This is a genomic window from bacterium (assembly GCA_035505375.1).
GTDB lineage: Bacteria > Hydrothermota > Tepidihabitantia > Tepidihabitantales > Tepidihabitantaceae > UBA2258.
Genome location: DATJQV010000075.1, coordinates 65651 through 89138 on the forward strand (window position 1 = coordinate 65651; position 23488 = coordinate 89138).

At 63.0% G+C, this 23488-nt stretch carries 15 protein-coding genes and 4 tRNA genes; 13 read left to right on the plus strand and 6 right to left on the minus strand.

What is annotated here, in order from left to right:
* Positions 1–314: 314 nt before the first annotated feature.
* The gene (locus VMH22_11895; GenBank protein HTW92398.1) at positions 315–944 is read left to right on the plus strand and encodes a hypothetical protein; all 630 of its coding nucleotides are present in this window, start codon (positions 315–317) and stop codon (positions 942–944) included.
* Positions 945–959: 15 nt separating this feature from the next.
* Here VMH22_11895 and VMH22_11900 read toward each other — a convergent pair whose 3' ends face one another.
* Positions 960–2372 carry a glycosyltransferase family 39 protein gene (locus VMH22_11900; protein HTW92399.1) on the minus strand — a complete coding sequence of 471 codons (1413 nt, stop codon included), beginning with the start codon at positions 2370–2372 and terminating at the stop codon, positions 960–962.
* A 92-nt stretch (positions 2373–2464) separates the two neighbouring features.
* Here VMH22_11900 and VMH22_11905 point away from each other — a divergent pair, with 92 nt between their 5' ends.
* The 5 genes from VMH22_11905 (at position 2465) to VMH22_11925 (ending at position 5011) form a co-directional block, all read left to right on the plus strand.
* Entirely contained in the window at positions 2465–4243 is a 1779-nt protein-coding gene (locus VMH22_11905; GenBank protein HTW92400.1) for a peptidylprolyl isomerase, read from the plus strand.
* A 103-nt stretch (positions 4244–4346) separates the two neighbouring features.
* Positions 4347–4419: transfer RNA gene (locus tag VMH22_11910), tRNA-Glu, on the plus strand.
* Positions 4420–4522: 103 nt separating this feature from the next.
* Positions 4523–4595: transfer RNA gene (locus tag VMH22_11915), tRNA-Gly, on the plus strand.
* Between the two features lie 92 nt (positions 4596–4687).
* Positions 4688–4759: transfer RNA gene (locus VMH22_11920), tRNA-Cys, on the plus strand.
* Positions 4760–4923: 164 nt separating this feature from the next.
* Positions 4924–5011 (plus strand) — tRNA-Leu (locus VMH22_11925).
* 104 nt (positions 5012–5115) lie between these two features.
* Here the strand turns inward: VMH22_11925 and VMH22_11930 are convergent.
* On the minus strand, positions 5116–6234 hold the full coding sequence (locus VMH22_11930; GenBank protein ID HTW92401.1) for a T9SS type A sorting domain-containing protein: 1119 nt from the start codon (positions 6232–6234) through the stop codon (positions 5116–5118).
* Positions 6235–6513: 279 nt separating this feature from the next.
* Complete coding sequence (locus tag VMH22_11935; GenBank protein HTW92402.1) at positions 6514–8256, minus strand: hypothetical protein; 1743 nt, start codon at positions 8254–8256, stop codon at positions 6514–6516.
* Positions 8257–8858: 602 nt separating this feature from the next.
* Here VMH22_11935 and VMH22_11940 point away from each other — a divergent pair.
* Together VMH22_11940 and VMH22_11945 are read left to right on the plus strand one after the other, a co-directional pair.
* Complete coding sequence (locus VMH22_11940) at positions 8859–9599, plus strand: HAD family hydrolase (protein HTW92403.1); 741 nt, start codon at positions 8859–8861, stop codon at positions 9597–9599.
* Positions 9600–10662: 1063 nt separating this feature from the next.
* Complete coding sequence (locus VMH22_11945; protein ID HTW92404.1) at positions 10663–13563, plus strand: SBBP repeat-containing protein; 2901 nt, start codon at positions 10663–10665, stop codon at positions 13561–13563.
* Positions 13564–13748: 185 nt separating this feature from the next.
* Here VMH22_11945 and VMH22_11950 read toward each other — a convergent pair whose 3' ends face one another.
* Positions 13749–15623 (minus strand): DUF362 domain-containing protein, encoded by a 1875-nt coding sequence (locus tag VMH22_11950; GenBank protein ID HTW92405.1) that lies wholly within the window; start codon positions 15621–15623, stop codon positions 13749–13751.
* Between the two features lie 267 nt (positions 15624–15890).
* On the opposite strand from VMH22_11950, the gene VMH22_11955 reads away from it, so the two are divergent.
* From VMH22_11955 to VMH22_11975, 5 genes are all read left to right on the plus strand, one after another.
* A complete protein-coding gene (locus VMH22_11955) occupies positions 15891–16523 on the plus strand; it encodes a DOMON domain-containing protein (GenBank protein HTW92406.1) in 633 nt (210 codons plus the stop codon).
* A 106-nt stretch (positions 16524–16629) separates the two neighbouring features.
* Positions 16630–17946: a hypothetical protein gene (locus VMH22_11960; GenBank protein HTW92407.1), complete on the plus strand. Its 1317-nt coding sequence runs from the start codon at positions 16630–16632 to the stop codon at positions 17944–17946.
* A 9-nt stretch (positions 17947–17955) separates the two neighbouring features.
* Positions 17956–18828 (plus strand): peptidyl-prolyl cis-trans isomerase, encoded by an 873-nt coding sequence (locus VMH22_11965; GenBank protein ID HTW92408.1) that lies wholly within the window; start codon positions 17956–17958, stop codon positions 18826–18828.
* A 27-nt stretch (positions 18829–18855) separates the two neighbouring features.
* Positions 18856–20199 (plus strand): peptidylprolyl isomerase, encoded by a 1344-nt coding sequence (locus VMH22_11970; protein ID HTW92409.1) that lies wholly within the window; start codon positions 18856–18858, stop codon positions 20197–20199.
* 171 nt (positions 20200–20370) lie between these two features.
* Positions 20371–21579 (plus strand): hypothetical protein, encoded by a 1209-nt coding sequence (locus VMH22_11975; GenBank protein HTW92410.1) that lies wholly within the window; start codon positions 20371–20373, stop codon positions 21577–21579.
* Between the two features lie 857 nt (positions 21580–22436).
* Here the strand turns inward: VMH22_11975 and VMH22_11980 are convergent.
* Together VMH22_11980 and VMH22_11985 are read right to left on the minus strand one after the other, a co-directional pair.
* A complete protein-coding gene (locus tag VMH22_11980) occupies positions 22437–22652 on the minus strand; it encodes a hypothetical protein (GenBank protein ID HTW92411.1) in 216 nt (71 codons plus the stop codon).
* Positions 22653–22923: 271 nt separating this feature from the next.
* On the minus strand, positions 22924–23448 hold the full coding sequence (locus VMH22_11985) for a hypothetical protein (protein ID HTW92412.1): 525 nt from the start codon (positions 23446–23448) through the stop codon (positions 22924–22926).
* Between the last annotated feature and the right edge of the window lie 40 nt (positions 23449–23488).

Consider the following 23488-nt stretch of genomic DNA (forward strand, 5'->3'; position numbering starts at 1 on the left):
GTTTCTCTCCGCCGCCCGTCCTGAGGTCGCCGAGGTCCCGGCAACCGTAGGCAAATGCCGCCCGCGATGACGCCAGATACGGGTTCATTTCTGACAGAAGACCGGAGGCTCCGACTCGGGATCCATGAATAGTCTGTGTAATCTGCGATATCTGTGGATAGGTCTCCGGGTTCTGGTCCTTGTCCGGGCCATCTGCGACATCTGCGGTTAGATCCGGCTTGGTTGCGGTGTCGGGGCGTTTTGAACTCAGGCTCTTGACTTGCCCGCCCTGCGCGCTGGTTTGACATTATCCCCGGCCTCCCTATTCTGAATCAATGTTCGTTTCGTCTGAAATCGCCGGCGATGCCTTCCGCGAACAACTTGCGCGCGCGGCCCGCTCGACCTTCTACCTGAGAATTGTATTCTCGAGTGCTTTGCTGGCGCTCGCCGGATTCGGGCCAGGGCTGTTACTCCGGTTTCCAATCGCCGGCAGCTTCGCGGCTGAGCCTTTGGTGCAGTTCTACGCAGTGCGGCCGGTTATCTACGCACTATTGCTGGTTGCGGTGGTCTGCGTGCTGGCCGTGCTCTGCCGGAGGGCGGTCAATCTGTTCGAGGCAGAGTTTGCCCCCTGCACGGCTCAGCCCGGCAGCAGCGAGCGCGAGCGGGTCCTGCGACTCTTGCGCCCGAGCCCGTGCCCCTTCGTTCTTTCGGGCAACGTCTATGTCGACCTGGTAATCTTCGGCGCCGCCCTGCTGGCATACTCTTTCTGGGTCGTCATTCTGGCTGAGACTGCGCCGCCGGAGGTGCCCGGTAATCAGGCCATCAGTATCACCCTCGGTTCGTACGGGCTTTTCGCGTCGGTAATCGTCGCCGGAGTCGTCTGGATGGGCTCGTCGCGCCGGCTCCGGCAGCTTGTCCCGGAGCATCCAACTTCCGGCCCCGAGCGTGGAGCCCGAGAGTCCTGACCGGGGCGGTTGCCCCTATCTTAGCCGGTAGAGTCTGAAGGACCAGGGCGCTCGTGTCTGGGTGATAAGGGTGCGCTCAGGGAATCTGGCGAGCAGGGCATCGAACAGCGTCAACTCCACCAGGTCGTCGTCCCCGTGCTTGCCCGCAAGGGCAGCGTAGAGCGGTCGACTGCCGGCGAGCGCCGTGTCCAGCGGGACCGGGACCCCGAACTCGGAGATGTGGCGGTAGTCACGCCAGCCCCACGCATAGCCTGCCAGCTCGGACACGTCTTTATTGCAGAGCAGTAGTGCGGAATCGGGGACATTGTCCAGCAGTAGACGTTGGTAGGCCGCCTGCACCTTCAGGTGGCGGTCGTGACTTTTCTGGATGGCGACGCTCAGGAGCGCCATCCCGGCCACGGCGGCGTACACGAGCCGGCGCGCGTGGAGTCGCCCGAGCATGCGATCCGCAGCCAGCACGTATGCGAGGAGGAAGAACGGCACCGCGGGCAGGAGGTAGCGTATCCCGACGGTGAGCCGCGCCGCCAGGCTGGGGACGTCGTAGGTGTATGAGAAGAAGCAGTAGAGCGCAACCAGCGTATATGCGGGCAGGCCAAGTAGCAGCCTGCGACCTTTGCCAGCGGCGATCGGCGCAAGGAGCATGAGCGGGTAGAGTGTCAGGAGCGCGGTCCCGTAGTACCAGGCGTTGTGCGGGAAGTAGACAGGGGAGAAGTTGCCGGTGAGATACATCGGAAAGGATAGGGGAGAGCCGTAGGCGAATGCGTTGTATGCGGCTATCAACGCGGCGAACGGGACAATCCCGGCAAGCATGAACAGGGCCGACCGCAGCCGCGATCCTGCCCGCTGCAGGGCGAGGACCAGAAATACGAGCACGAAGATGGCGTTCGAGTACCGCACTAGACAGGCAAGGCCAAGCGCCAGCCCCGAAGCGAATAGCCAGCGTCCCCGGCGCAGTAGGCAGTAGAACGCGGCTAGCACGAGGGTGGCGGCCAGTAGGTCGCTCATCACCGTCCGCGACATCAGCACGACTGCAGGGTAGAACAGGTAGAGCAATGCGGCGGCCGGGTCGGCTTCGGGCTCAAGCCGCCGCAACGTCAGCGAGAAGATCGCTGTCCCGAGGAGAGCGAGCAGCATCCCCGAGACGAATACGCCACGCCAGCCCAGGAGCGTGAATGGCATCAGGAAGAGCGAGTTGCCCGGCGGGTACTTGCTCGTGAGGTGGCCGCCCGACTCGACCGTCATGTGCGGGGCAGGGATGGGCGAGCCGTCGTAGAAGAGATGGCCGGAGCGGAACAGCAGCGCTTCGGTCAGATAGGCGTCCTCGTCAACGACCGCCGTCGTACGCGGGTAAAGGGCCAGAAAAGCTGCAACATACAGGGCGGCGCCCGCAAGCGGCAGCCAAATCGTGTGGCCGGTCCGAAGTCTCACGCGCAGGATGATAAGACCGCGTGAAACCAAGTCAAGGAGGCGCGGTCGGACAACCGTTGACTTCTGAGGCAATGTCAATAGAATTCACCCCTATGCTAAGCGATATGCGCAAGCAGATCCGTGTCGTCATGTTCATTGTGGCCGCGGCCTTCATCGCCGGCTTCCTGATGAGCGAGCTCTGGAAGATGATCGGCACCCGCGGCTCGATCCGTCACTCCCAGAACCCCGAGGGCTACGTCGGCAAGATCGGCGACCACAACGTTACCACTGATGAGTGGCGGGCAGCGGTCAGCTACATGACCGATCAGTACAAGAGCCAGAACCGCTTGCGCGACTTGGACAACGATGACTACAAGACGGTCGACGATCAGGCGTGGCGGTACCTTGTCAGTCAGTTGACCTGGGCCAAGGTGCTCAAGGCCGAGAATATCCAGGTCACCCAGGACGAGGTGATGGAAATCATGCGCGCTAATCCGCCGGCCGACCTGCGCGATCGCCCCGACTTGATGACCGACGGGAAGTTCGACCGCGACAAGTACGACCAGCTCATGAAGTCGCCGGACAATCGCGAGTACTTCACCAGGTATTTCCAGCAGATTGCGGAAATGCTGCCCAAAGAGAAATTCCGCATCGATGTGCTCAGCGCCTATCGTACCACGAGCCCCGAAATCCAGGACGGGCTCACCGCCGCCAATACGACCTGGAAGACAACCTCGCTCTACTTCGGACCGCAAGCTCTGAAGGAGAAGTCCGAGCCGACCGAGGCCGAGGCCAGAGCCTGGTACGATGCCCACAAGGAGACGTTCCGCAGCAAGCAGTCGAGGCAGCTCAGCTACGTCTTCTTCCCGCTGGCAATAACCCGCGATGACTCGGACGCTGCCAGGCAATCCATCGACCACGCCTATGCCGGGCTCATGAAGGGCGACACGTTCAGCAACGCGGCGCTCGACGTCAGCGACTTCGAGTACGACTCAGCGGCTGCCTGGGTTGCGCGCGCCCAGCTCGACAAGACGACCGATAGCGCCCTGGCCAAGCTGAAGCCGCGCCAGTTCAGCCCGCCCTTCCTGGCCACGTACGGGTGGCAGATCGTCCAGCTCGACAGCCTGAAGAAGGATTCGGTCATGTTCCACCGCATCGTGGTCCGGGTAAAGATGGGCAGCGAGGCGCTCGCCACCGCCCGCGATTCCGTGCGCACCTTCATCGAGAAAGCCGCCGCGGGGAAGTTCGACTCGGTCGCCACTCAGTTCGGCCTGACCGTGCAAAAGACGAAACCGCTGGTCGGCGACCAGAAAGAGCTGCCCGGTCTCGAAGTCGAGAGCCCGTCCCAGCTCCTTCTCTGGGCCAAAACGGCCAAACCCGGCCAGGTTTTTGACCAGCCGCAGGGCGGGGCGAACGGCTACTATGTATTCGCGCTCGCCGACGTGAAGCCGGCCGGGATTCAGGAATTTGACAAGGTCAAACAGGCCGCCACCTGGCACGCACGTCAGGACAAGGAGAAGCAGGCCTGGCTGACCATGGCCAAGCAGGCGCTCGCGGCGATTAAGGCCGGAAAGACCCTTGAGCAGTATGCTCAGGAGAATCCGGGCGTGGAGTTGCAGAACGACTCGTTCAGCGGGATTGAAGACTGCCGCGGCAAGAAAGGCCCCGAGTTTGCCGGCGTTTTGGCCGCGCTCAACCCCGGCGACAAGTACGGGGTGGTCGACGCCGACTGGGGAGCTTTCATAATTCGCTGCGACCAGCGGAGCTCAGCCGGGACCCTGGCTGCATCCGACTATGTCGACCAACGCCGATCGAAGGTAGGTCAGGATCTGATGCAAGCGGAGCTCACTGCGCCGGAGATCAAAGACTTTCGGGACGCACTGGCGGATTGACAACCCGCTGCGGCGGGATAGATTTAACCTGGAGTCGGGCGGGTGTCGGGAGCCTGACGCGTTAGCTGAAGCGTGATGCCTGAGGCGTCATGCCGGCCAGATTGGCCCCATCGTCTAGCGGTTCAGGACATCACTCTTTCAAGGTGAAGACATGGGTTCGACTCCCATTGGGGCCGGATAGCTCAGGGGAAATGGTGAGGGGAGAACAGTGAACTGTGAAACGGGAATCGGGACTCATTTCACCCTTCACTGTCTTCAATTCACCTTTGCCCGGTTGATGCGGGAGTAGCTCAGTTGGTAGAGCACTACCTTGCCAAGGTAGGGGTCGCGGGTTCAAATCCCGTCTCCCGCTCTTAGAATTGCCGAGTGCCGACTGACGAATGTCGAATATGGGGCGAATCATCCATTCGGCAATCGCCACTCGCAAAGCGTCATTTCCCTTCTGGCGGCTTAGCCAAGCAGCAAGGCGACGGTCTGCAAAACCGTTATACTCGGGTGCGAATCCCGAAGCCGCCTCTTTCCATTGTCGATTTTAGATTGACGATTTTCGATTGCTCGGCCGGGCAACCGTCCCTCGACTTCTCTGATCGACATACTACGATCACCAAACTGGCGGCTCTAACGATTCGGATTTGCATTCCGCAATCTCCAATCTACAATCTTGAATCTTCAATGGTCTTGCCGGGGTGGCGGAATTGGCAGACGCCAGGGACTTAAAATCCCTTGACCCGGATTCGGGTCGTGCCGGTTCGACTCCGGCCCCCGGCAGTTCACGCCACCGGCGGGCGACCGGCGGTTTTCGTTTCTTCCCGGCGGGTTCCGGGAATAAAGGCGGCGGCCTTTGGGCCGCCGCTGCGGTGTCGGATTGCGAGCTAACGCTGGACGACGAGCTTGCGGCTCAGGGTCGTGCAGCCTGAAGTCAGCTTGCAGAAATAGACGCCGTTCGCCACCGGGCGGCCGCTATCATCGTCGAGGTTCCACGTCGCGTGCCGATGGGCCGGGCCGGCCGCGGCCGACCGGACCGAGCGGACCTGCCGGCCATTGACGTCGAACATCGCCAGCGTAGCGCTTGATGCCTCATGCATGATGCCGGGCAGAGAGTATTCGATTAGGACCGCCCCGGTCGCCGGGTTCGGCCCGACCGAGAACGCGAAGGCCTGAGCCAAGGCATGCGGCTCTTCGATTCCGGTCTGCGGCGCGTGCACCCTGAACCGATAGATCCACGACAGCGAGATTGAACTGACGTAGACGCAGCCGCCGTCAACCGAATCGTTTCGGAACCCGATTCCCGACATGTAGGACGACAGCCCGGTCGGAAACGTGTCCAGCGGCGTGAACGTGTTGGCGCTGGTATCGAACGCGACGTACATCAGCTTGTTCGGCGAGCCGGTGGAGGGCGACGTCCAGAGTCGGTTGGGGAACATCAGGTCGAGCTTGAGGTCCCGGGCGATCGTCGACGGGAATCCGCCCGAGCGGCTCAAGGTCTTCGTCACTGTGCCGTCCGGCGTCATCAGATAGATACTGAGGTCGCTGCTGAACGACGTAGCCCAGAAATGCGACCCGTCCCAGTCCAGGCCGCGTACCTCCACGCCGCCGGTCGGGTAGAAGCTGCGCACGTACGTCCCGTCCAGCGTGTACACCTCGCAGAACTCGGGGCTGGCAATGCGCGACACGCAGATCGAGTCGCCGAACGGGCAGATCGCGATAACCGAAGCGCCCGACTGCGTCGGGAACGAATCGATTACGGCCCCGGTCAACCGGTCCCGGTAATAGACCATGTACCCCTGCAACGCGCAGAACACCGTGTCATTACGCACGGCGATGCACTGGTACTGGACTTGAGACGGGATGGAATCGAGCTTGACGAGCATCGAATCGCAGGGACTGCACTCAGGCCGCGCGGGCACACCGACCCGGCTCGCAAAAGGAGCGGCACTGACGAGCGCGGCCGCTAGAACTGGCACGAGCGGAACAAAGATACTCTTCCGCATTATTACCTCCCGCGCGCTTATGGCGCGCCTCATCATAGTCCGCGTCCTGCCCGTGTCAACGACCATGGGGTAGGCGACACGTCCATGCGGGAAACAGGGACTGTCCCGCGCTGAGTACGACGCAAGCGCTCCGAGAAACTGCGCTCGTTTTCCGCCATCTCAGCGACAGTCCCCATTTCCCAAGACGCAGAGGGCGGCCGTAGCCGCCCTCTCGAAGCTCGGATTGGGGCCACTCCCGCGACGCGTTCTCGCGTCGCCCCGTGGACGTGTCCCTTCGTACTACTGAATAACTACGGGCCTCGTGGTTGTACGCGTGCCGGTGGTGGTGAGGCACACGAGGTACGTGCCGGCCGCGACCTTGCCATCCCAGACGAACGAACCGCCCGCCGGGGCCGCAATGCTCCGCACGATTCTGCCGGCGACGTCGGTGATCGCCAGCCTGGTCGCGCTGCCGCTCCAGCTCACTCGCACCGGCCCGCGCGCCACGCTCGGCGCAACCCGGAATGCCGCCGCCGGCCGTTCCGGTTGTGCAGGACTCTCGATCGCGCCGTTGAACCACGGTGCGTTGAAGTAGCCATTCACGTCATTCGGGTACGTATAGCCGGGGAATATGAGCCCGCCGCCGGAGCCCGGTCCGCCCGGCGAGTAGACTATCCTTGGGAACGCGGTCAAGCCGTAGCCGGGATAGCCCGATTTGTTGACCCACGTGTCGCTCAGGGCAGTCCAGGTAGTGGGTGCGGTGTTGACCGAATAGCCGAGCCAAACATTGTTGTGATGGTTGACCGTGTCTATCTTCACGTACGACAGGTTGACGTAGGCGTTGCCCGAGGACGCATAGTTCTTCAGGTCCACGTAAGCTTCCGGGGTTGTGGTGTTGGCGACGTGGGTGGGGCCGACCCAGGAGTCGCTGGCGCTCACGCCCGGATCTTTCATGTAGGCCGAATACACGTCCCAATCGTTGGTGCCATTGTAGTTGTGGGTGTAAGCGAGCCAGACGTTGGCGCTTTCCGGCGGGGTTGTGAAGGCCGGCGCTATGGCCGCGTCGTTAATCCGGAACGTATCCGGACGGAAATCCACCATGTACCACGTGCCCGGCGAGGACCAGTTATGTGTAAAGCCCGTAGCCACGGTGCCCTTGAAGTAGGCCTGGTTCGGCACGCAAGCCATGCAACCGCAGGAACCCGCCCCGAACGCCATGCGTGGCAGGGCCCGGTTGGGTATCGTGTCCGTCACCGCCCAAGTCTGTCCGAAGTCGAAGGACCGCAGGATGAAGCTCCGCGGAAAGTCGCCGGACTCGAGGCCGTTGTGTGCAATCGCGTAGAGATAGTACGAGGTGTACGAGTAATCGCGGCAGGCGGTGAAGTCGGTGATGGAGTCCGCCCCGGCGAGAACCGCCCAACCGGTCAGGCCGGAGCCGTCCTTGGCGCACCGCGCCACGTAGAGGTCGCCGTTGTTGGTGGGGACGTTCTCGAACACGTAGACAAACCCGGAGTCGCCCGAGCCGACCACCAGCTCGATCTTGTTGATGATGTGTTTCGGGGGCCACCAAATTTCCTGGACTGTGGCCCAGTGTGAACCGTGGTCGGTGGACTTGTAGACCCAGACCGTCGAGTCGCCGTACGAGGCGAAGGCGGCCCACATCGTGCCGTCCATCTCGTAGTCGGCCGACGAGGCGCTCACACGACCCGTGAAGATTTGCCGGTCGGCCACGAGGTTGCCCTCGGTTCGCGCCTGCGGGCGGGCGCACATCGGCGTGACCTCGTGCGGCACGGCGCCCTGCTGCCGAATCAGTGCTGCCTGCACTTGGTTCTCTAGGTCACGGGCACCGGCCTCGTCCCCATTGGCGAGAGCGATGCGCTCCTGCGCCTGCAACGCAGCGATGTCCGGACTCACCCGGGAGTGGTAGTTCCCTGACGTTACACTATTCCCGGTCGGCAACGTGGACCGCGCCGGCGGGGTATTGGCCATCACCATGCCTGCCATGCAGAGCAGCGCGATGGCAACGACGACTACGCTACGCATTCTTCCTCCTTATGAAAACTCTCACACGGATATTCCTGTGCCGTGATTCATAGTAGTGCAGAACTGACTGGCGTGCAACAGTTTCGAGTCGACGACGGTCTGCGCCGGCCCGCGAAGCCTAAACTGCCGTAATGGTTCTTGTTAAGCGATAGCGCACATAGAAAACGAAGCTTCCGGAATCGCCCCCGGAGCCGTTCCCGGGACGGTTCGGGGGGTGGTCCGCGGAGGGACTCTCAAGCCGGTTTCCCCGATGATTCTGACTCCGGTTTGCGGCGCGACAAGGATGGCGACTCACGACCTGACTTGCGAGGGTATGGGCGGGGTGAATTACCGGCCGATTCGGAGGGAGGCTTGCGGGCCGATTCCGAAAGGCACTGCGGACGTGACTGAGAAGGCGACCCGCGAGCTGGTCTGCCGCGGGGCTTGCAGGGCGAATCCCGCGGCGATTTGCGAGGCCTGGCTGATGGCGTCTTACCCTCCACGCCGCAGCCGCGCGCGACGCGGATGAGCACCTTCTGGAAGAGGACAACCCCCTTTTTGTCGCAGTCCCGGCTCTCCGCGTGCGCCTTGACACACCCGTCTATCAGGGCTATCGTCTGGCAATGAGAGTCCTGGATCCGAGCGGCAGGAAGCACAGGAACGCGGCCCCGGCTGAGATGAAGGAGATTGCCGTCGTCTTTGACCTGTTCCACACCCTCATCTCGCTCGAGGTGCCCAGAGCACCGGGCCGCCGCGTTTCTGAGATTCTCGGGGTCGACCCGGGCGAATGGTATCAGGTCTGGACCAGCGACCCGGACGACTACGTTTTCGGACGGGCGGACGTCGGAGAAAGGTTGCGGCGGCTGGCCCGCAGGCTCAACCCGAAAGTAACTGAGGCGCAGATTGAGGAAGCGCTGGCCGCGCGCACTCTCAGTATCCGCCATGCCATGGTGAACGTCGAAAGCGAGGCGCTCGAAGGCCTGCGTGGTCTGCGCCGCTTCGGTTGCAGGCTGGGTTTGATATCGAACTGCGGAGAAGACGAAGTCCGGGCCTGGCCCGAATCGCCGCTCGCCCCGTTGTTCGACACGGTGCTGTTCTCGTGCCGCGTGAAACTCAAGAAACCTGACCCGGCAATCTACCAATTGGCGGCCACGAACCTGGCAGTGAAGCCGGCCCGGTGTCTCTACGTCGGCGACGGCGGCAGCGACGAGTTTGCCGGAGCCCGTCGCGCCGGCATGACCCCGGTGCTGCTGACACGGCACCTGGAGGTGTCAATGGCCGAGCGGATTCCGGCGCTGGCCCAGGAGGCCGAGCTTGCCGTAAGGACGACGTCGGAACTCTGCCGGCTGTTGACCGGTACATGACGCAGAGACGCTAATACCACGCCCATTCGCTCGCCCGCCCCGAACCCGGCGCGGCGTCAGCGTTTCCACGGGTTGCCATTCCAGCAGTCGCGGCAGGGAGACGCGGCGGCGTTCTGGTCGGACGCGTGCTCCGCAACTGCGACATCGCCCGACCTGCACACCCGCAGGCAGTTGTTGCTATCCAGCAACAAGCCGAACTCTCAGGCTCAGCGTGCAACAAGACGACAGGAAACGCGGAAACGATGCCCGACGGAGACACCATTTTCTCTCAGGAGACTGCGACCCCGGTGAGGAGTCGCAGCGAACGTTGCCTGTCTCCGGAAGGCGAATGTTCGCGCGACGACACCTAATGAAGAGACGGTGCATCCCCATTGTCCGGTATCCGTTTCGTGGAGCCGCACAGAGCCCCGTATGAAGCGAAAGATTCTCGCAGACCGGTAGAGGTTATGGGGCGTCCGGGCGGCTACTGCTTGTAGCCGTTCGGAGACAACTCAGCGTCCTTACCATCTGGTAGCTCACGCGCGTCAAGGCCACGGCTACGTGGCACCGAAGTTGCAATATAGCGATGTTGGTCAGCAAGGCCGCGTTAATCCCCGAGGCCGCGGCCCGGTTAACTCTCGGATTGATATACGGTTATGGGGTGGGCCGGAATGTGGAAACATTCTTCATGGTGTCTCAGTCCGGGCGACCAAGCGCAGAGACGTGCCTATCAGAGCATTCGGCCAACCTGCTTTGAGGGGCTATCTGAGTTCGTGTATCCGGGCACAAGACGCACTAAAAGGAGGTAAGAATGCCTGGAAACCGTAAGCCGGAGAGTCCCCTGCGAACAGTAAGGATGTTCGAGGTGATGCTCGCCGTGCTGTTCCTGTCCGCGACGCTGATGGGCCAGACGATCCCGTCGGCATCAAAGTCCTGGACTCAAAAGGGGTCAACATCCGTCTTCACACAGTTCGGGCCGGCCAGCCATCCCGTCCCGGGAGGATCGCCTCGGCCTTGGCGGCATGGTCCGCTCGATCTGCGGCAGATCTACTGGCAAACGCACAGGCCGCATGCAGCTCCGCCCTTGAATGCCCGAACTTCGGGCGCCGTCCATCGGACTCAGAACAACGGGTCTTCGGGCACCAAGTCCGGTGCGCGTTGTGGTCATGGCGGCCAACCCTGGGTCGCCCGGTACGACAACCTGCGTGAAGACATGGGCTGGGCTGTTGCCACTGACGCCTCAGGCAACGTCTACGTCACCGGGATCAGCCAGAGCCAGAGCGAACCAAACGACGACGACTACGCAACGGTCAAGTACAATGCGGACGGCACGGAGGCATGGCATGCCCGGTACGGCAGCGTCGGCGCCGGTGACGCGCCCAGCGCCATCGCCGTGGACGCGCACGGCAATGTCTACGTGACCGGTCGCTGCTACAACGCCGACAAAGGGTGCAGCGAATTCGGTACTGTCAAGTACGATGCGAGCGGCAGCCTGGTGTGGGATGCCCGGTACGGCAACGGCTACGACGACGCTGCACAGGCCATTGCTCTGGATGCCTCAGGTAATGTCTACGTGACCGGGAACAGCCTCGTCATGACAGATACCGCTGGCTACGATCAGTGGATCTCCGGCATCGCGACGGTCAAGTACAATGCTAGCGACAGCCATGCGGTATGGGTTCGCCGATATAGCAACGGCTACGACGACGGACCGATGGCCATGGCCTGGGACGCCGCAGGCAACGTCTACGTGACCGGGTACAGCAAGGACGTCAACGGGCAGTACGGCTACGCAACAGTCGAGTACGCTGCGGATGGTGACTCGCTGCACGACGTCCGAGAAAGCTTCGGCACCCACGATTACGCGGAGGCGCTGGGCTTTGACGCCGCGGGGAACGTGTACGTGACCGGGACGAGCTACGACGACAACGGGGTCGGCGACTACGTTACTGTCAAGTATGATGCCAACCTAGGCCGGCTGTGGCCGAGCCCGGCCCGCTATGATGGCCCGGTGAAATTCGACGACGAAGCCTACGCCATGGCCGTGGACGCCTCAGGTAACTCCTACGTGACCGGGGTGAGCTACGACAGCAGTTGGGTCGGCGACTACGCCACGGTCAAGTACGATGCGGACGGCCACCAGCAGTGGGTTGCCCCGTATGACAACGGCAGCGACGATGGAGCGTGCGGCGTCGCCTTGGACGCTTCAAGCAATGTCTACGTGACCGGGTACAGTTACGCGGCGGGAGACACCTGCGAGTACGCTACCATAAAGTACGACGCGAGCGGCAACCAATCGTGGGTTGCCAGGTACAGCAACGGCTGCTGCGACGACCGACCGATGGCGCTCGCAGTTGACGCTCTGGGTGACGTCTGCGTGACCGGGTACAGCCTGAATTCGGCTGGCAACTATGACTATGCGACGCTGAAGTACGGAGCCGGCACACCGGACATGGGCGTCTCAAGTATCGACGCACCGGTCGGGATGCCGGCGCCCGGGTCTTTGGTCCCACAGTCCGACGTGTACAACTGCGGCACCGGACAGAACGGGTTCGACGTTGTGTTCAGTATCGACTGCACCCCGCCCTACGTGGAGACGGTCCACGTGCCAAACGGAATCCCTCCGGACAGCGACCCGCCCGTGCAGTTTCCGGCATGGGCCGCGACCGATGGGTACTACACTGCCAAGTGCAGCACCATCACTCCGGGCGACACCGACCATGCGAACGACGCGAAGACCAACGACTTCATAGTCGCGCCGCCGGGCTGGAGTACCAGATCCGCCTTGCCCAAGACACCGTCCGGCAAGGACGAAGATGCGGGTGGCTGGCTGGCGTACAACTCCGGCGACAAACTCGTCTACGCCGCCAAGGGGAACAGCACAGCCGACTTCTACGCATTCAATCCGCGCAAGAATAGCTGGACCGCACTCACGCCGATTCCGAAGGGCCGCGAGCGAACGCTGCCCGATGACGGCTGCCGGGGCGTGACCGATGGCGGGGACAAGATATACATGACCAAAGGCAACGGTACCCTCAGCTTCTGGAGTTACAGCATCAGCACCCACACGTGGACCCAATTGGCCGACGTGCCCAGAGGCTGCGTCACGATCGAGGGTGGCGCTGGCCTGGCCTACGCGGTCAAGAAGGGCGTGGGCTATGTATACCTGCTGAAGGGGAACGGCGGCGAGTTCTATAAGTACAACACAGCGACGGGAATGTGGAACCGACTGCCCGACGCGCCGGGCTACGGTCGCAAGGACTGGCCTGACGGCTCGTGGCTGGTCTACGACGGCGACCACACGCTCTACGCTCACAACGTCAAGTTCCTCGAGCTCTGGTCATTCGACATCGCGACCGAGAAGTGGGGTCTCCAGCAACTGCCCGGTATGCCCGAGCGCAGCGGGCGGAACCGCAAGAAAGAGGCGGCAGGCCCGGGCAGCGCGGCAGCGTGGCTCGACGGCGCGATATACGCCTTGAAGGGCAACAGCACCAACGAGTTCTGGAGGTACGACCCGGCCGCCATGGCCTGGACAGAGCTCGACACCGTGCCGCTGGTCGGCACGAGCGGCAAGAGGAAGAAGGTAGATTCGGGCGGCGACATCACCGCGACGGAGAACATGCTGTTCGCGTTCAAGGGTAACTCGACCAGCGAACTGTGGCGGTACGTACGTGCAGGGAGCGGAGGTCCCGACGGGCCCGGAGCCGTGAAGTCAGCGTTGGCGACGCGCTCGGGCATGGAGCTGTTCCCGAATCCCGCAAGTGCGAGATTCGCGACCCTGAAGTACGCTCTGCCTCGAATCGAGCCCGCGAGAGTCACGCTGGTTGACGTCTCGGGTAGAGAAGTCGTGAGTCAGTATGTGCCGGCGGCAGGCCGGGAAGGGTCACTCCTTCTCGACCTTCGCGCCCTGAGGGCCGGCGTCTACATAGTACGGCTGGAAGGCATGGGACTCAGCATTTCCCAGAAGCTGATTATCGAGCGCTAACAGCCGGTCGAACAACAGTCAAGGCGGGCGGCAAGCCCGCCTTGGCTGTTTGTGAGCAGGCGCGGACCGACGGCTTCGAGCCCGCGCCGCGCTCCGGCAGTGCCCGGCGAACCAGACGACAGCGGACTAGCCGCGAGCCAGGGTCTGTTCGGAGCGCGGGATTCGGGTGAGGCCCGAGCCGCAGGTCAGCGGCCGGGGACGACGAGCTTCGTTGACTCCCGGGCGCTGCCTGCTTCGAGCGTTAGCAGATAGGTGCCGGGCGCGAGCGCGCGGTCCAGGATTAGCCTGTGCCTGCCGGCCGGGAGCATTCCCTGAGCGAGTTCGGCCACCTTCCGACCGTCGGCGGAAAACACCATCAGCCGGACCGAGGCGGGCGTTCCCAGTTCATAGCTGACGGAGGGCCTGCCATTGACCGGGTTTGGCGTCGCCATCAACCCGTCGACCACCGGCATGGTTCTGGGCGACTCGCTGACCGCCGCGCCGGGAAAGCGGAAGTGGTGGATGGTCATCTGGGTCGTGTCCATCGTGACCTGGTGTCCGTAGCGGAGCATCTGGTCGCGGCTGGAGACAAGCATCTGGTGGAAGGCGTTGTATGGAAAGCCGTAGCAGGGAGTAGAGTCGGAATAGGAGTGGCCGTTGCCTGGGTTCTCCGTGTTCAGGTTGTCGGGGTCCATGCGGCCGTAGTTGTGCAGCGAGGAGTGGCCGTTCCACCAGCTCGCGGGCCTCAGCACGTATCGTCCCGCATAGTAGTCGGCCGCAATCGGATCTTTTGAGGCCACGAGGGTGTTCAGGCGCGTGCACATGTTGTAGGGTGCATTCGGCCCGGTCGTGATTTCCGCGCTCACCCAGGTGGCGTCAATGATGTTCAGGTCAGGGAACCGAGCCTTGCCGAAGTCAACGCCAAGCAGCCCCTGAGTCATTGCGCGTCGGTGCATGGAGGTGTTTCCGCTGTCCGCGTACGACAGGAACCCGATGTAGTGTTTGACCGATGCGGACACGCCCATGTACTGATGGCACTTCAGGACCGGTAGGTTGATGAACTTCAGCCGCGCCGGTTCGTACGAAGAATCGTTCCAGACCCCGAGCCGGGTCGAGACGTGCGTGCCGTATGAGGTCGTGAACTTGGCATAGGTCATGCCTGTCGACTCCTCGCGGACGTAGCCGGATACGGTGTCGCCCTGGTTGTACTCGTTCACCCAATGGTTGTTGCCGCTGTAGCCGATGGCGGTCCAATTGTAGTCGCCCACGTGATAGCCTCTTGCGGCGAAGGTGTCGACCACTTCCTGCATGGTCTGAGAATGCCGTTCGGCGTTGTTCGCCGAGTACGCCCAGGACTGGCGCCACTGGCCGTTCTCGACCAGTTCGATCTCGCCGGCAAAGGTGTCGGGGTGGGCGACGATGCGGGCGATGAGCCCCTTCAGAAGATCGGTGCTGGGCATTCCCCGCTGGTCCCATTCAGCGTTCACCTTAAGCAGCACGACGTCGTTCTTGCCGATGATGCCTGCGGTGTCACACCACGGCAGATGCTTGCTCGACTTGTACAGGCATGTGCCGTTCTGAGCGAGCAGCGACAGGAGCGTGTCGAGGCCTTCGTGGTATGTGCCCATGCTGTCGGGTACCGGGACACTGTCCACCACGAAGATGTGAGACTGGACCGGTCGAGCCGAGGTCCAGGCCGGCAGGCCGGCCTGCACCGGCGGCGGCACGTGGGGACATGACCCAATTGTCCTCAATTGGGATCGTGTCCCAAGTCCCAGTCGGTAAACCGCAAACAGCGCCACGGCCAGCACGCCTGCCGTCATGAGCAGGTTACGGGCCGGCCTGCTCGGCCGGACTTCCGGCAGGCTCAGACCAACCGCGCGCAGCCCGCGTAAGATGCCGGGGAAGGCAAAGGCGCTCAACCACAGCGAACCGGCGCCGGCCGCGGCCCGCTGACATGGATAGCGCAGCCGGCTCGGCTTGGTTCCCGACCGCATCAGCAGCCAGAGAATCGAGCCGATGCCCAGCCACATGAAACTGTGCGTGAAGAACCTCGAGACCTTCGTCATCAGTCGCTTCATCAGGCACTCCTCGCGCCTCGACGGACAATTGGACACCAGAGATTATCCTTCGCCCGAGAGGCCGGGTCAATGGCGCACGCATCCTGATTCCAAGAAAGACGGCCACGAAGCCCCGGGCTGGCCCGAAGCAGGAATTCTCGGTCATTTGACTTGGCAGTTGTTCCCATGGCGCGTGCGCGGCGTCAAGGTCGGCTGGACTTGGTGCTTGACCGGTGGGCACGGCGTCGTCTATAATCTCAGCGACCACTGATTCTAAAAGGAGCTCGCATGAAATTCAGCCGATTTGCCTTGCCGCTGGCCGTCTTGGGTGCGCTGGCGGTCTGCCGGGCGCAGAAACTTCCGGTTATTCCGTACGATTCGACGATGCAGGACCGCGTCCTGATTGACGGCCAGATCGACAACGACGACGGGCAGGAGTACCCGGCGACCTTCCTGGACAAGGCCTCGGGGCTCACCGTCAATTGGGGTTTCGACGACAGCCTGATATACGTCGGGCTCCAGACCAAGGGGCGGGGCTGGATGGCGATCGGGTTCGGCTCGCCCGAGATGAACGAGTCGAACATGATAATCGGCTATTACACGGACAGCTCGAACGAGGTAGTGAACCAGATCGGCGCCGGTCACGCGCACGCCCAATCGCCGCAGTCGGAAAGCGCAATCCGTGAGTCCGAAATCGAGTACGACGAGGAGACCGGCATCACGACCATGGAGTTCACCTACCCGCTGAAATTCCCGTCCGGCCAGGGCCTGGCGATTTCCGCCCTCGTGCCGGGCCAGACGTGCGACATCATTCTGGCCCAGAACACCAAGACCGCCTCGCTGAGTGCCAAGCACACGAACTACAGCACTTTGAAGGTGAAGCTGGCGGACAAACCGCTGCCCGCCAAGCCGCAACAATAGCGGCCCGCCGGCAGAGCTCTACGCTGAGCGCGGTCGGCGGCAACGCGTCCGCCGTCCGCCCCGTCGCATTGACTTTCGTGAGCAGGCGGCTATAGTCTCACTCGCCATGAGACATCTCCTCCTACCCATGCTGGCAGTGTTGCTGGCGGTTGCGTGCACCGTGCAACCGGGCCGGCGCGTCGTGGCGTCGGTGAACGGCGAGGCGATTACCGCGGCCGACATCGCCGCCATGTTGCCACAGAACCTGGACCCCATCCGGGCGGACTCGGTGAAGAGGCAGGTGCTGGACGCCGTCATCATCCGCAAGCTGTTCGCCCAGGAGGCGAAGCGGGAGGGCCTGGAGAAAGACGTCGACTACCAGGTCGAGCAGGAACAGAAGGCCCTGATGGAGCAGCGCTTGTACGACACGACCACCGCGCCGGGTAACAAGGTGTCCGAGCCGGAGATCCAGTCGGCGTACAAGCTGTTGCAGACCCAGGCGCACCTGAAGCTGATTGCCGTGCCGGACGAGAGCCTGGCCGACCGCCTGGCCGCGGAACTGGACCGGGGCGCGATTTTCGAGTCGCTGGCCGTGCATTACTCGAAGCGCCCGACTGCGATCAAGGCCGGGGACGAGGATTTCACCCCGCTGCTCTACATCAAGGAGCCGATGCGGACGAGGGTGATGCAGCTCAAGCCGGGGCAGCACACCATGCCCACCCAGATCGAAGGTCAGTGGCAGATCGCGATGCTCGTGGAGACAAGGCCGACGACCCCGCCCCCGCCGCCGCTCGACAGCATGCGCGAGGCGTTCCTTTCGCAGTTCAAGCAGATCCGGCGGCGCGAGCTGGCCGACGACTACATGGCCAAACTGCGGCAGCGCCTGAAGTACAACCCCGCGGGCCTCGACATTCTGTGCAAGCCGTTGGATTCCATCACCGACGCCGAGAAAGAAATCGCGGTCGCCTACAAGGACAACTACCAGTTCGTGAAGGTAAAGCGGCTGCTCACGGTCGCGGCCCGGTTCCCGGCATTGCTCGACACGGGGATGAAGAAGTACGCGGTGCGCCGGGCAATCGAAGAGGACCTGATGTACGAGGACGGGCTGCACATGGGCCTGGACAAGGCCAGGGACATCACGCGCCAACTCGCGACCGAGCGCGAGGACGTCCTTTACAAGGCGCTCTTCAAGAAAGAGATTTCCGACAAACTGAGCGTGTCCGATGCGGACGTGATGAACTACTTCGGGCAGCACCGCGACAACTTCACGTCGCCGGACACGCACCAGGTCGCGGGCACGATTCGCAACCGGTTGCTCAACGAGGGACGCGAGAAGCGAATGCGGGAATACCTTGCCGAGTTGAAGGCAAAGTCGAAGATAGCCGTTAACCAGGCGGCGCTTGCCGCCGTAAGCAATGATGCGAAGGGGAAACCCCAACCGTAAGGAGCGATGATGACCAACCGACATCTGACCATCTCGGCCGCAGTTCTGGCGGCGGCATTCCTGGCCGGCTGCGGCAACAAGCAACAGCCGAAGAGCAGCGCGCCGGCCGTCACGACCGGGCCGGTAATCGCCACCGTGAACGACGACAAACTGACGACCACCGAACTCGACTCGCTCTCACCGGAAGGGTTCCAGATTACCCGCGACAACCTGCCCAAGATACTCGACAAGTGGGTGTCGAACACGCTCATCTACCAGGAAGCGGTACGCCGCGGCATCGACAAAGAGGCGGCGGTGCAGGCCCACATCGCCCGGCTCCAGCGCGACTACCTGGTCAACGAACTGCTCGACCGGTTGACGACCGGGATCAAAGTCGGCCAGGACCAGGAGATGCAGTACTTCAACCAGCACAAAGACGAATTCACCTATGAAGTGAAAATCTCCCGCATCGTCTTGTCCGACAGCGAAGGGGCGGTGCAGACCCTCGCCGACCTCAAATCCGGGGGCGATTTCACGAAGCTGGCCAAGGAGCGGTCGCAGGACGTGGCGCTCGAGGCCGGGCAGGAGTCGCGCTACTTCGCCCGGAGCATCGGCGACCCGCGCATGGGCGGCGACCCGTCGGTAGCCGAGGCCATCTTCGCGCTCGGGCCCGGGCAGATTTCCGGCGTGGTGCCGAGCCAGGAAGGCTATCAGATTATCAAGCTCACGGACAAGAAGAAGGTGAAGGCGAACGTCACCTTCCCCGAGGTCAAGGACCAGATCGATGCGATTCTCTCCTACCGCCGCAGCCAGACGGTGGTGGACAGCATCCTTACCTCGCTGCGGGGCAAGGCCAAGATCGAGTTGAAGCCGGACTCGTACTTCGGGCCCGCCGGAAAGTAGCAAGTTCAAACGACTAGGGACAAACCAATGAGGAAGAGCGGAAAGGCAGACGGCGAAACCCGCACGTTTGGCTTGCCGCGCCTTGTCCTTTCCGGCCTGATTGGCCCTTTGTCCCTGGTCCTTGGTACCTTTCTGGCAACGGTGGCCGCGGCCGCGCCGGCGGACCGCGTCGTCGCCGTGGTTGGTGACCAGCCGATTCTTCTGAGCGAACTATCCCAGGCCGCGACCTTCCTGCGGCTGTCACAGCCGGACAGCGCGCTGTCGGACTCGGCGCTGGAGGATGCGGCGTTGGGCCGCCTCATCGACGACCTCGTGCTCGAGGAACAGGCGCGGCGCGAGTCGGTCGAAGTCGCGCCCTCCGACGTGGCGGCCGACGTCGACGCGGACATGGCCGCCGTCAAGGGCCGGTTCGAGAACGACGACATGTTCAAGCAGGCCCTCGCCGGCGAAGGCTACACCGAACGGGCGCTGCGCCAGCGGTACGAGACGGACGCCCGGCGCAAGCTCCTCGCCCGCAAGCTGATGGACAAAGAGGGCCTCACCCAGATCTACGTCTCGCCGGCCGAGGCCGAGCGGTTCTACAACGAGAACCGGGACTCCATCGCCCGCGTGCCGGGGCGCGTGACGCTGGCCCATGTCCTCATCGCGTTCGCGCCGAGCCCCGCGGCGGATTCTGTCGGCCAGCGCCGGATGGTCGAAGTGCTGGACGTCCTCACCCGGGGCGGCGACTTCGCCACCGTGGCCGCCTCATTCTCCGACGACCCGAAGACCGCGGCGCGCGGCGGTGACCGCGGCTGGGTGAATGTCGCGCAACTGTCGCCCGGATTGTCGATGGTCCTGTCCCAGCTCAAGCCCGGGCAGACCTCGCCGCCGTTCCCCACGCCCGACGGCTACCTGGTGGTCCAGCTCGAGGCCAGGACCCCGGACAGCGTCCGCTACCGTCAGGTACTGGTCCGCGTGCCGCTGACGCCGGCCGATTCGGCCCGGGCGAAGAATCTCGCCGCGAGCATTCGACGGAAGGCGCTGGCCGGCGTGCCGTTCGACTCGCTCGCCCGCCAGTACTCGCAGGACCCGACGACCGTCGACTCCGGCGGGCGGCTGGGCGAGTTCCTGACTGCCGGGCTGGCTCCGCCGTTCAACCAGGTCGTCGCCGGCATGGACTCGGGAGCGGTCAGTGAACCGGTGCTGTCCGAGCACGGCTACCACGTCATCAAAGTGCTGGCCAAACAGCCCGACCGGACGCTCTCCTACCTCGAACTGCAGGACAATATCCGCAACTACCTGTATCAGAAGACGCTGAACGACCGGCTCACGAAGTACCTCGATCGCGTCCGGGGCAGCGTGTATGTCCAGCGACTCAGCACGACCTGACGTCACTCCATGAGCCACGCGAGCCAAAGACAAAGCAGTAAGGACAAAGGATCAGGCAAGCCGGCAATGACAAAGGGCGAGAACTGGGTCTTTCTACTTCGGACTTGCTTTGTCCTTTGTACCTTGTCCTTTGGACTTTCACCGGCGGCGCAGCCGCGGCCGGCCGCGCCGGTGGACACGTTCCCGCGGGCCGACGTAGTGGCGGCGGCAAAGCAGGCGCTCGATGCCGCAAACCGCAGCTTCGGGCACTGGCTGACGATGATTATCATCGCCGTGCTGTTCGCGGCCGTGCTCGTCGCGTGGCGCATCTGGGCGCTGGGCCGGCGCCTGGCGCGAGTCGATGAACTGCGGGCGGCGTGGGATACGCGGTTTGCCGGGACGACCGACGAAGTGCTGCGGCTCAAGCGAAAACTGGCCGATGACGAAAGCAGGGCCGAGCGGCTCGAGATCGACATCGCCTCCCTGCGTCCGGACGGGCCCGACGCCGTGAAAGACCAGGTGGCGGCGGTCCAGTCCGAACTGGCGGCGCTGCGCGAGCGGCTCGACCGGGCCGAGGAAAAGCTCGATGCGTTCGCCGACCATACCGTGGTGACGCAGCAGGAACGGGCCGCGGTCGAGGAACTGGTCAGGACCGCAGGCCGGTCGCAAGACGCGGTCGAAGGATTGGTCAAGAGCGCGGGTCAGTCGCAGGCCGCGATTGAGAAGATGGTCCGTACCGCAGGCCAGTCGGAGGCCGCGGCTGAGAAGATGGCCCGGACCGCGGGCCAGTCGCAGACCGCGGTTGAAAAGATGGCCCGGGCTGCGGGCCAGGCACAAGCCGCGGCCGAGGCCGCAGCCGACCGTGCCGAGGCCATTGTAAAGCGGGCCGCGGCGAGGGACTCATTGCGCGCCGCCGACGAGAAACTCGCCAAACGGGAGTACCCGGCGGCGGTACGGGCCTACTCGCTGTGCCTCGAAGCGCTCGAAGGCAGCGGAGTCGAAGACGCGGGACTCCGGTTCCACGCATTCCACAACCGCGCGCTCGCCAACCTCCGGCAGCGTGAGTTTGATGCGGTGCTGACCGATGCCGCCACGATCGAGGCTTTCGCTTCGGCCGATGCGGGCGACGTCGACGCCGCACGGGCGCAGGGCGCGGCCAAACTCCTCGCCGGCGTCGCCCGGCTCTGGCAGGGCAAAGTGCCGCAGGCGCTGCAGGACCTTACCGCGGCGGTCGAGCGCGACGAAGGCGCGCGCGCGGCTCTGCAGCAGGACGAAGACATCGCGGCATGGATGGAGGTCAACACCAAAAAGGCCGCTCCGGTGAAACGGTTCATCCGCGCCGCGGCCAAAGGCCCCAAAGTCCCAAAGTCCAAGCCCTCCAGCCCCGACTCCGAGTCCTGACCCCCGATCTCTAGTCTCCAGTCCCTCGCCCCTCGTCCCTAATCCCCACCCCCAAGTCCTTCTTCCCCAACTTCTCGCTTCTCGCATCCAGCTTCTCGCTTCTGACTTCGTCTGCCTGCATTCTGGTCTCTGAATTCAGCTCTATCCGATGCCGTATCCGTGTTCATCAGTGTTCATCCGTGGTTCCCTATTCGAACTTCCCCGGCCGGGCATTCTGAATTCTGGACTCTGGACTCTGAATTCATCTCTATCCGGTGCCGTATCCGTGTTCATCTGTGTTCATCTGTGGTTGATTCCCTCGGGACCTTGGTACTTTTGGCTGTCGGCTTTTGGCTTCTGACCTTTGACTTGCGTCCGCCTCCGCCGTCCGCACTTCTCGCCTCTAGCTTCTCTCTTCTGCTTCACCTGACTGCCGAGAACCATGAAATTCCTTCATTGACTGAGGGATTTTCATGGTGTCGGATGTCCGTGGTCCAGCACAGAACCAACGTCCACGTCATCCCCCTGTCCCAACTGGTCGGCGCCAAGTAGTACAACTCCTCGCCGGCTGACCGTCCGCCCGCCCGATAGCCCCGCTTCTGCTAACCGCTCTCCGCCATCCTTCTCCCACCGTCCGTACTTCTAGCTTCTCGCATCTAGCTTCTGACTTCCGCTGACCGCTCGCTCGTAACCCGTTACCCGCTCTCCGCTAACCGCCACTCGGCCCCTCGAATCCTGCACTGTCAGACAGGGGTCGCTGCGGCCAATCCTGGGAGCCTCGTCCTATCAGCTAGCTACCGGTGTCAGGCAATTCGGCGGTCGTGGTTCGGCCTTTGGCGTTTCTATGGCGTCAGGAATGTCTTATCGCGTCCCCGGAATTACCCCGAAGGACGATACCCGAGGCGTTCTTCCATCTGTCGCGCCAGCCACTCGTAGGCCTGCCGATGTCTCCCTCGAACCCGCCGAGCATCTGCCCGCAATACACCGTCCTTCTGCAGCTTGGACCATGCGCCGACCGTTTGAACCGTCCACAGCGTCACTTCTTTCGCGTGCCGCGCGTCTTCCTGACGACGCCGACAGTCAGCCATCCTCATCGCGGACATCGTAATGGCCGCGACAATGAAGTCAAGGCGGCGGGCGTGTTAAATAGGCGGATCGATCTCTAGTCGCCCTGCGACCAATCTGCAATCGACGATCTTGGACCCAGAATGAGAGGGTTCACTTAAATGAACCGCGTGGGGCGGGCAGCAGGGATTGGGACTCGGAACCGGAGTCTATGGACCAAGGACTGATTGACTTGCGCCAAGGGAGCGTGGCGTGTCAAATGGGCGGGCGGACAGGGAATCCTGCGGGCGATCGGCTGAGTTACTTGCCTCGCCTCTTCGTCTTTGGCTTCGCGGACGACGTGGACGCGGCAGGCTTCGTCGGTTGCTCGCACAGCCGTTCTGCCCAGAACCTCAGTGTTTCGTCATCCTGGTCTTCCCAAGGTTGCCATTGCGGCCAACAGAAGGCGATGAAGGCGTCGACAAACGCCTTCTCGGCGGCATCAGAGTCTGTCTCGATGGTGTAGTCGTCGGCCTCTGCCTTGTCGTAGTACGTGAAGTAGTATGCCTTTGTCTCGGGGCCGAGTCCCTTTGCCACAAATGCCTTGCGCAACTCGGGCTCGCAATCCTCGTCTATTTCGGAGAGCGACTTCGGTCCTACGACGCCACCGGTGCCAACGTCAGACTCGTTATCTGCAACGCCTTCCGCACTCGCGAATTGGAACGCTGCCCCGAACATGGAGACACCTCCACTCTCGTACCCGCTCTTCTCCGTGGACTTCAGGAGCTTGGTCAACTCCTCGCGCGGAATCGACTCGACCCAGCTCTTTTGATCGTTGTCTGCCATCTAGGCCTCCTGTAGTGACCTCTCATCGATGCGGCCCTTC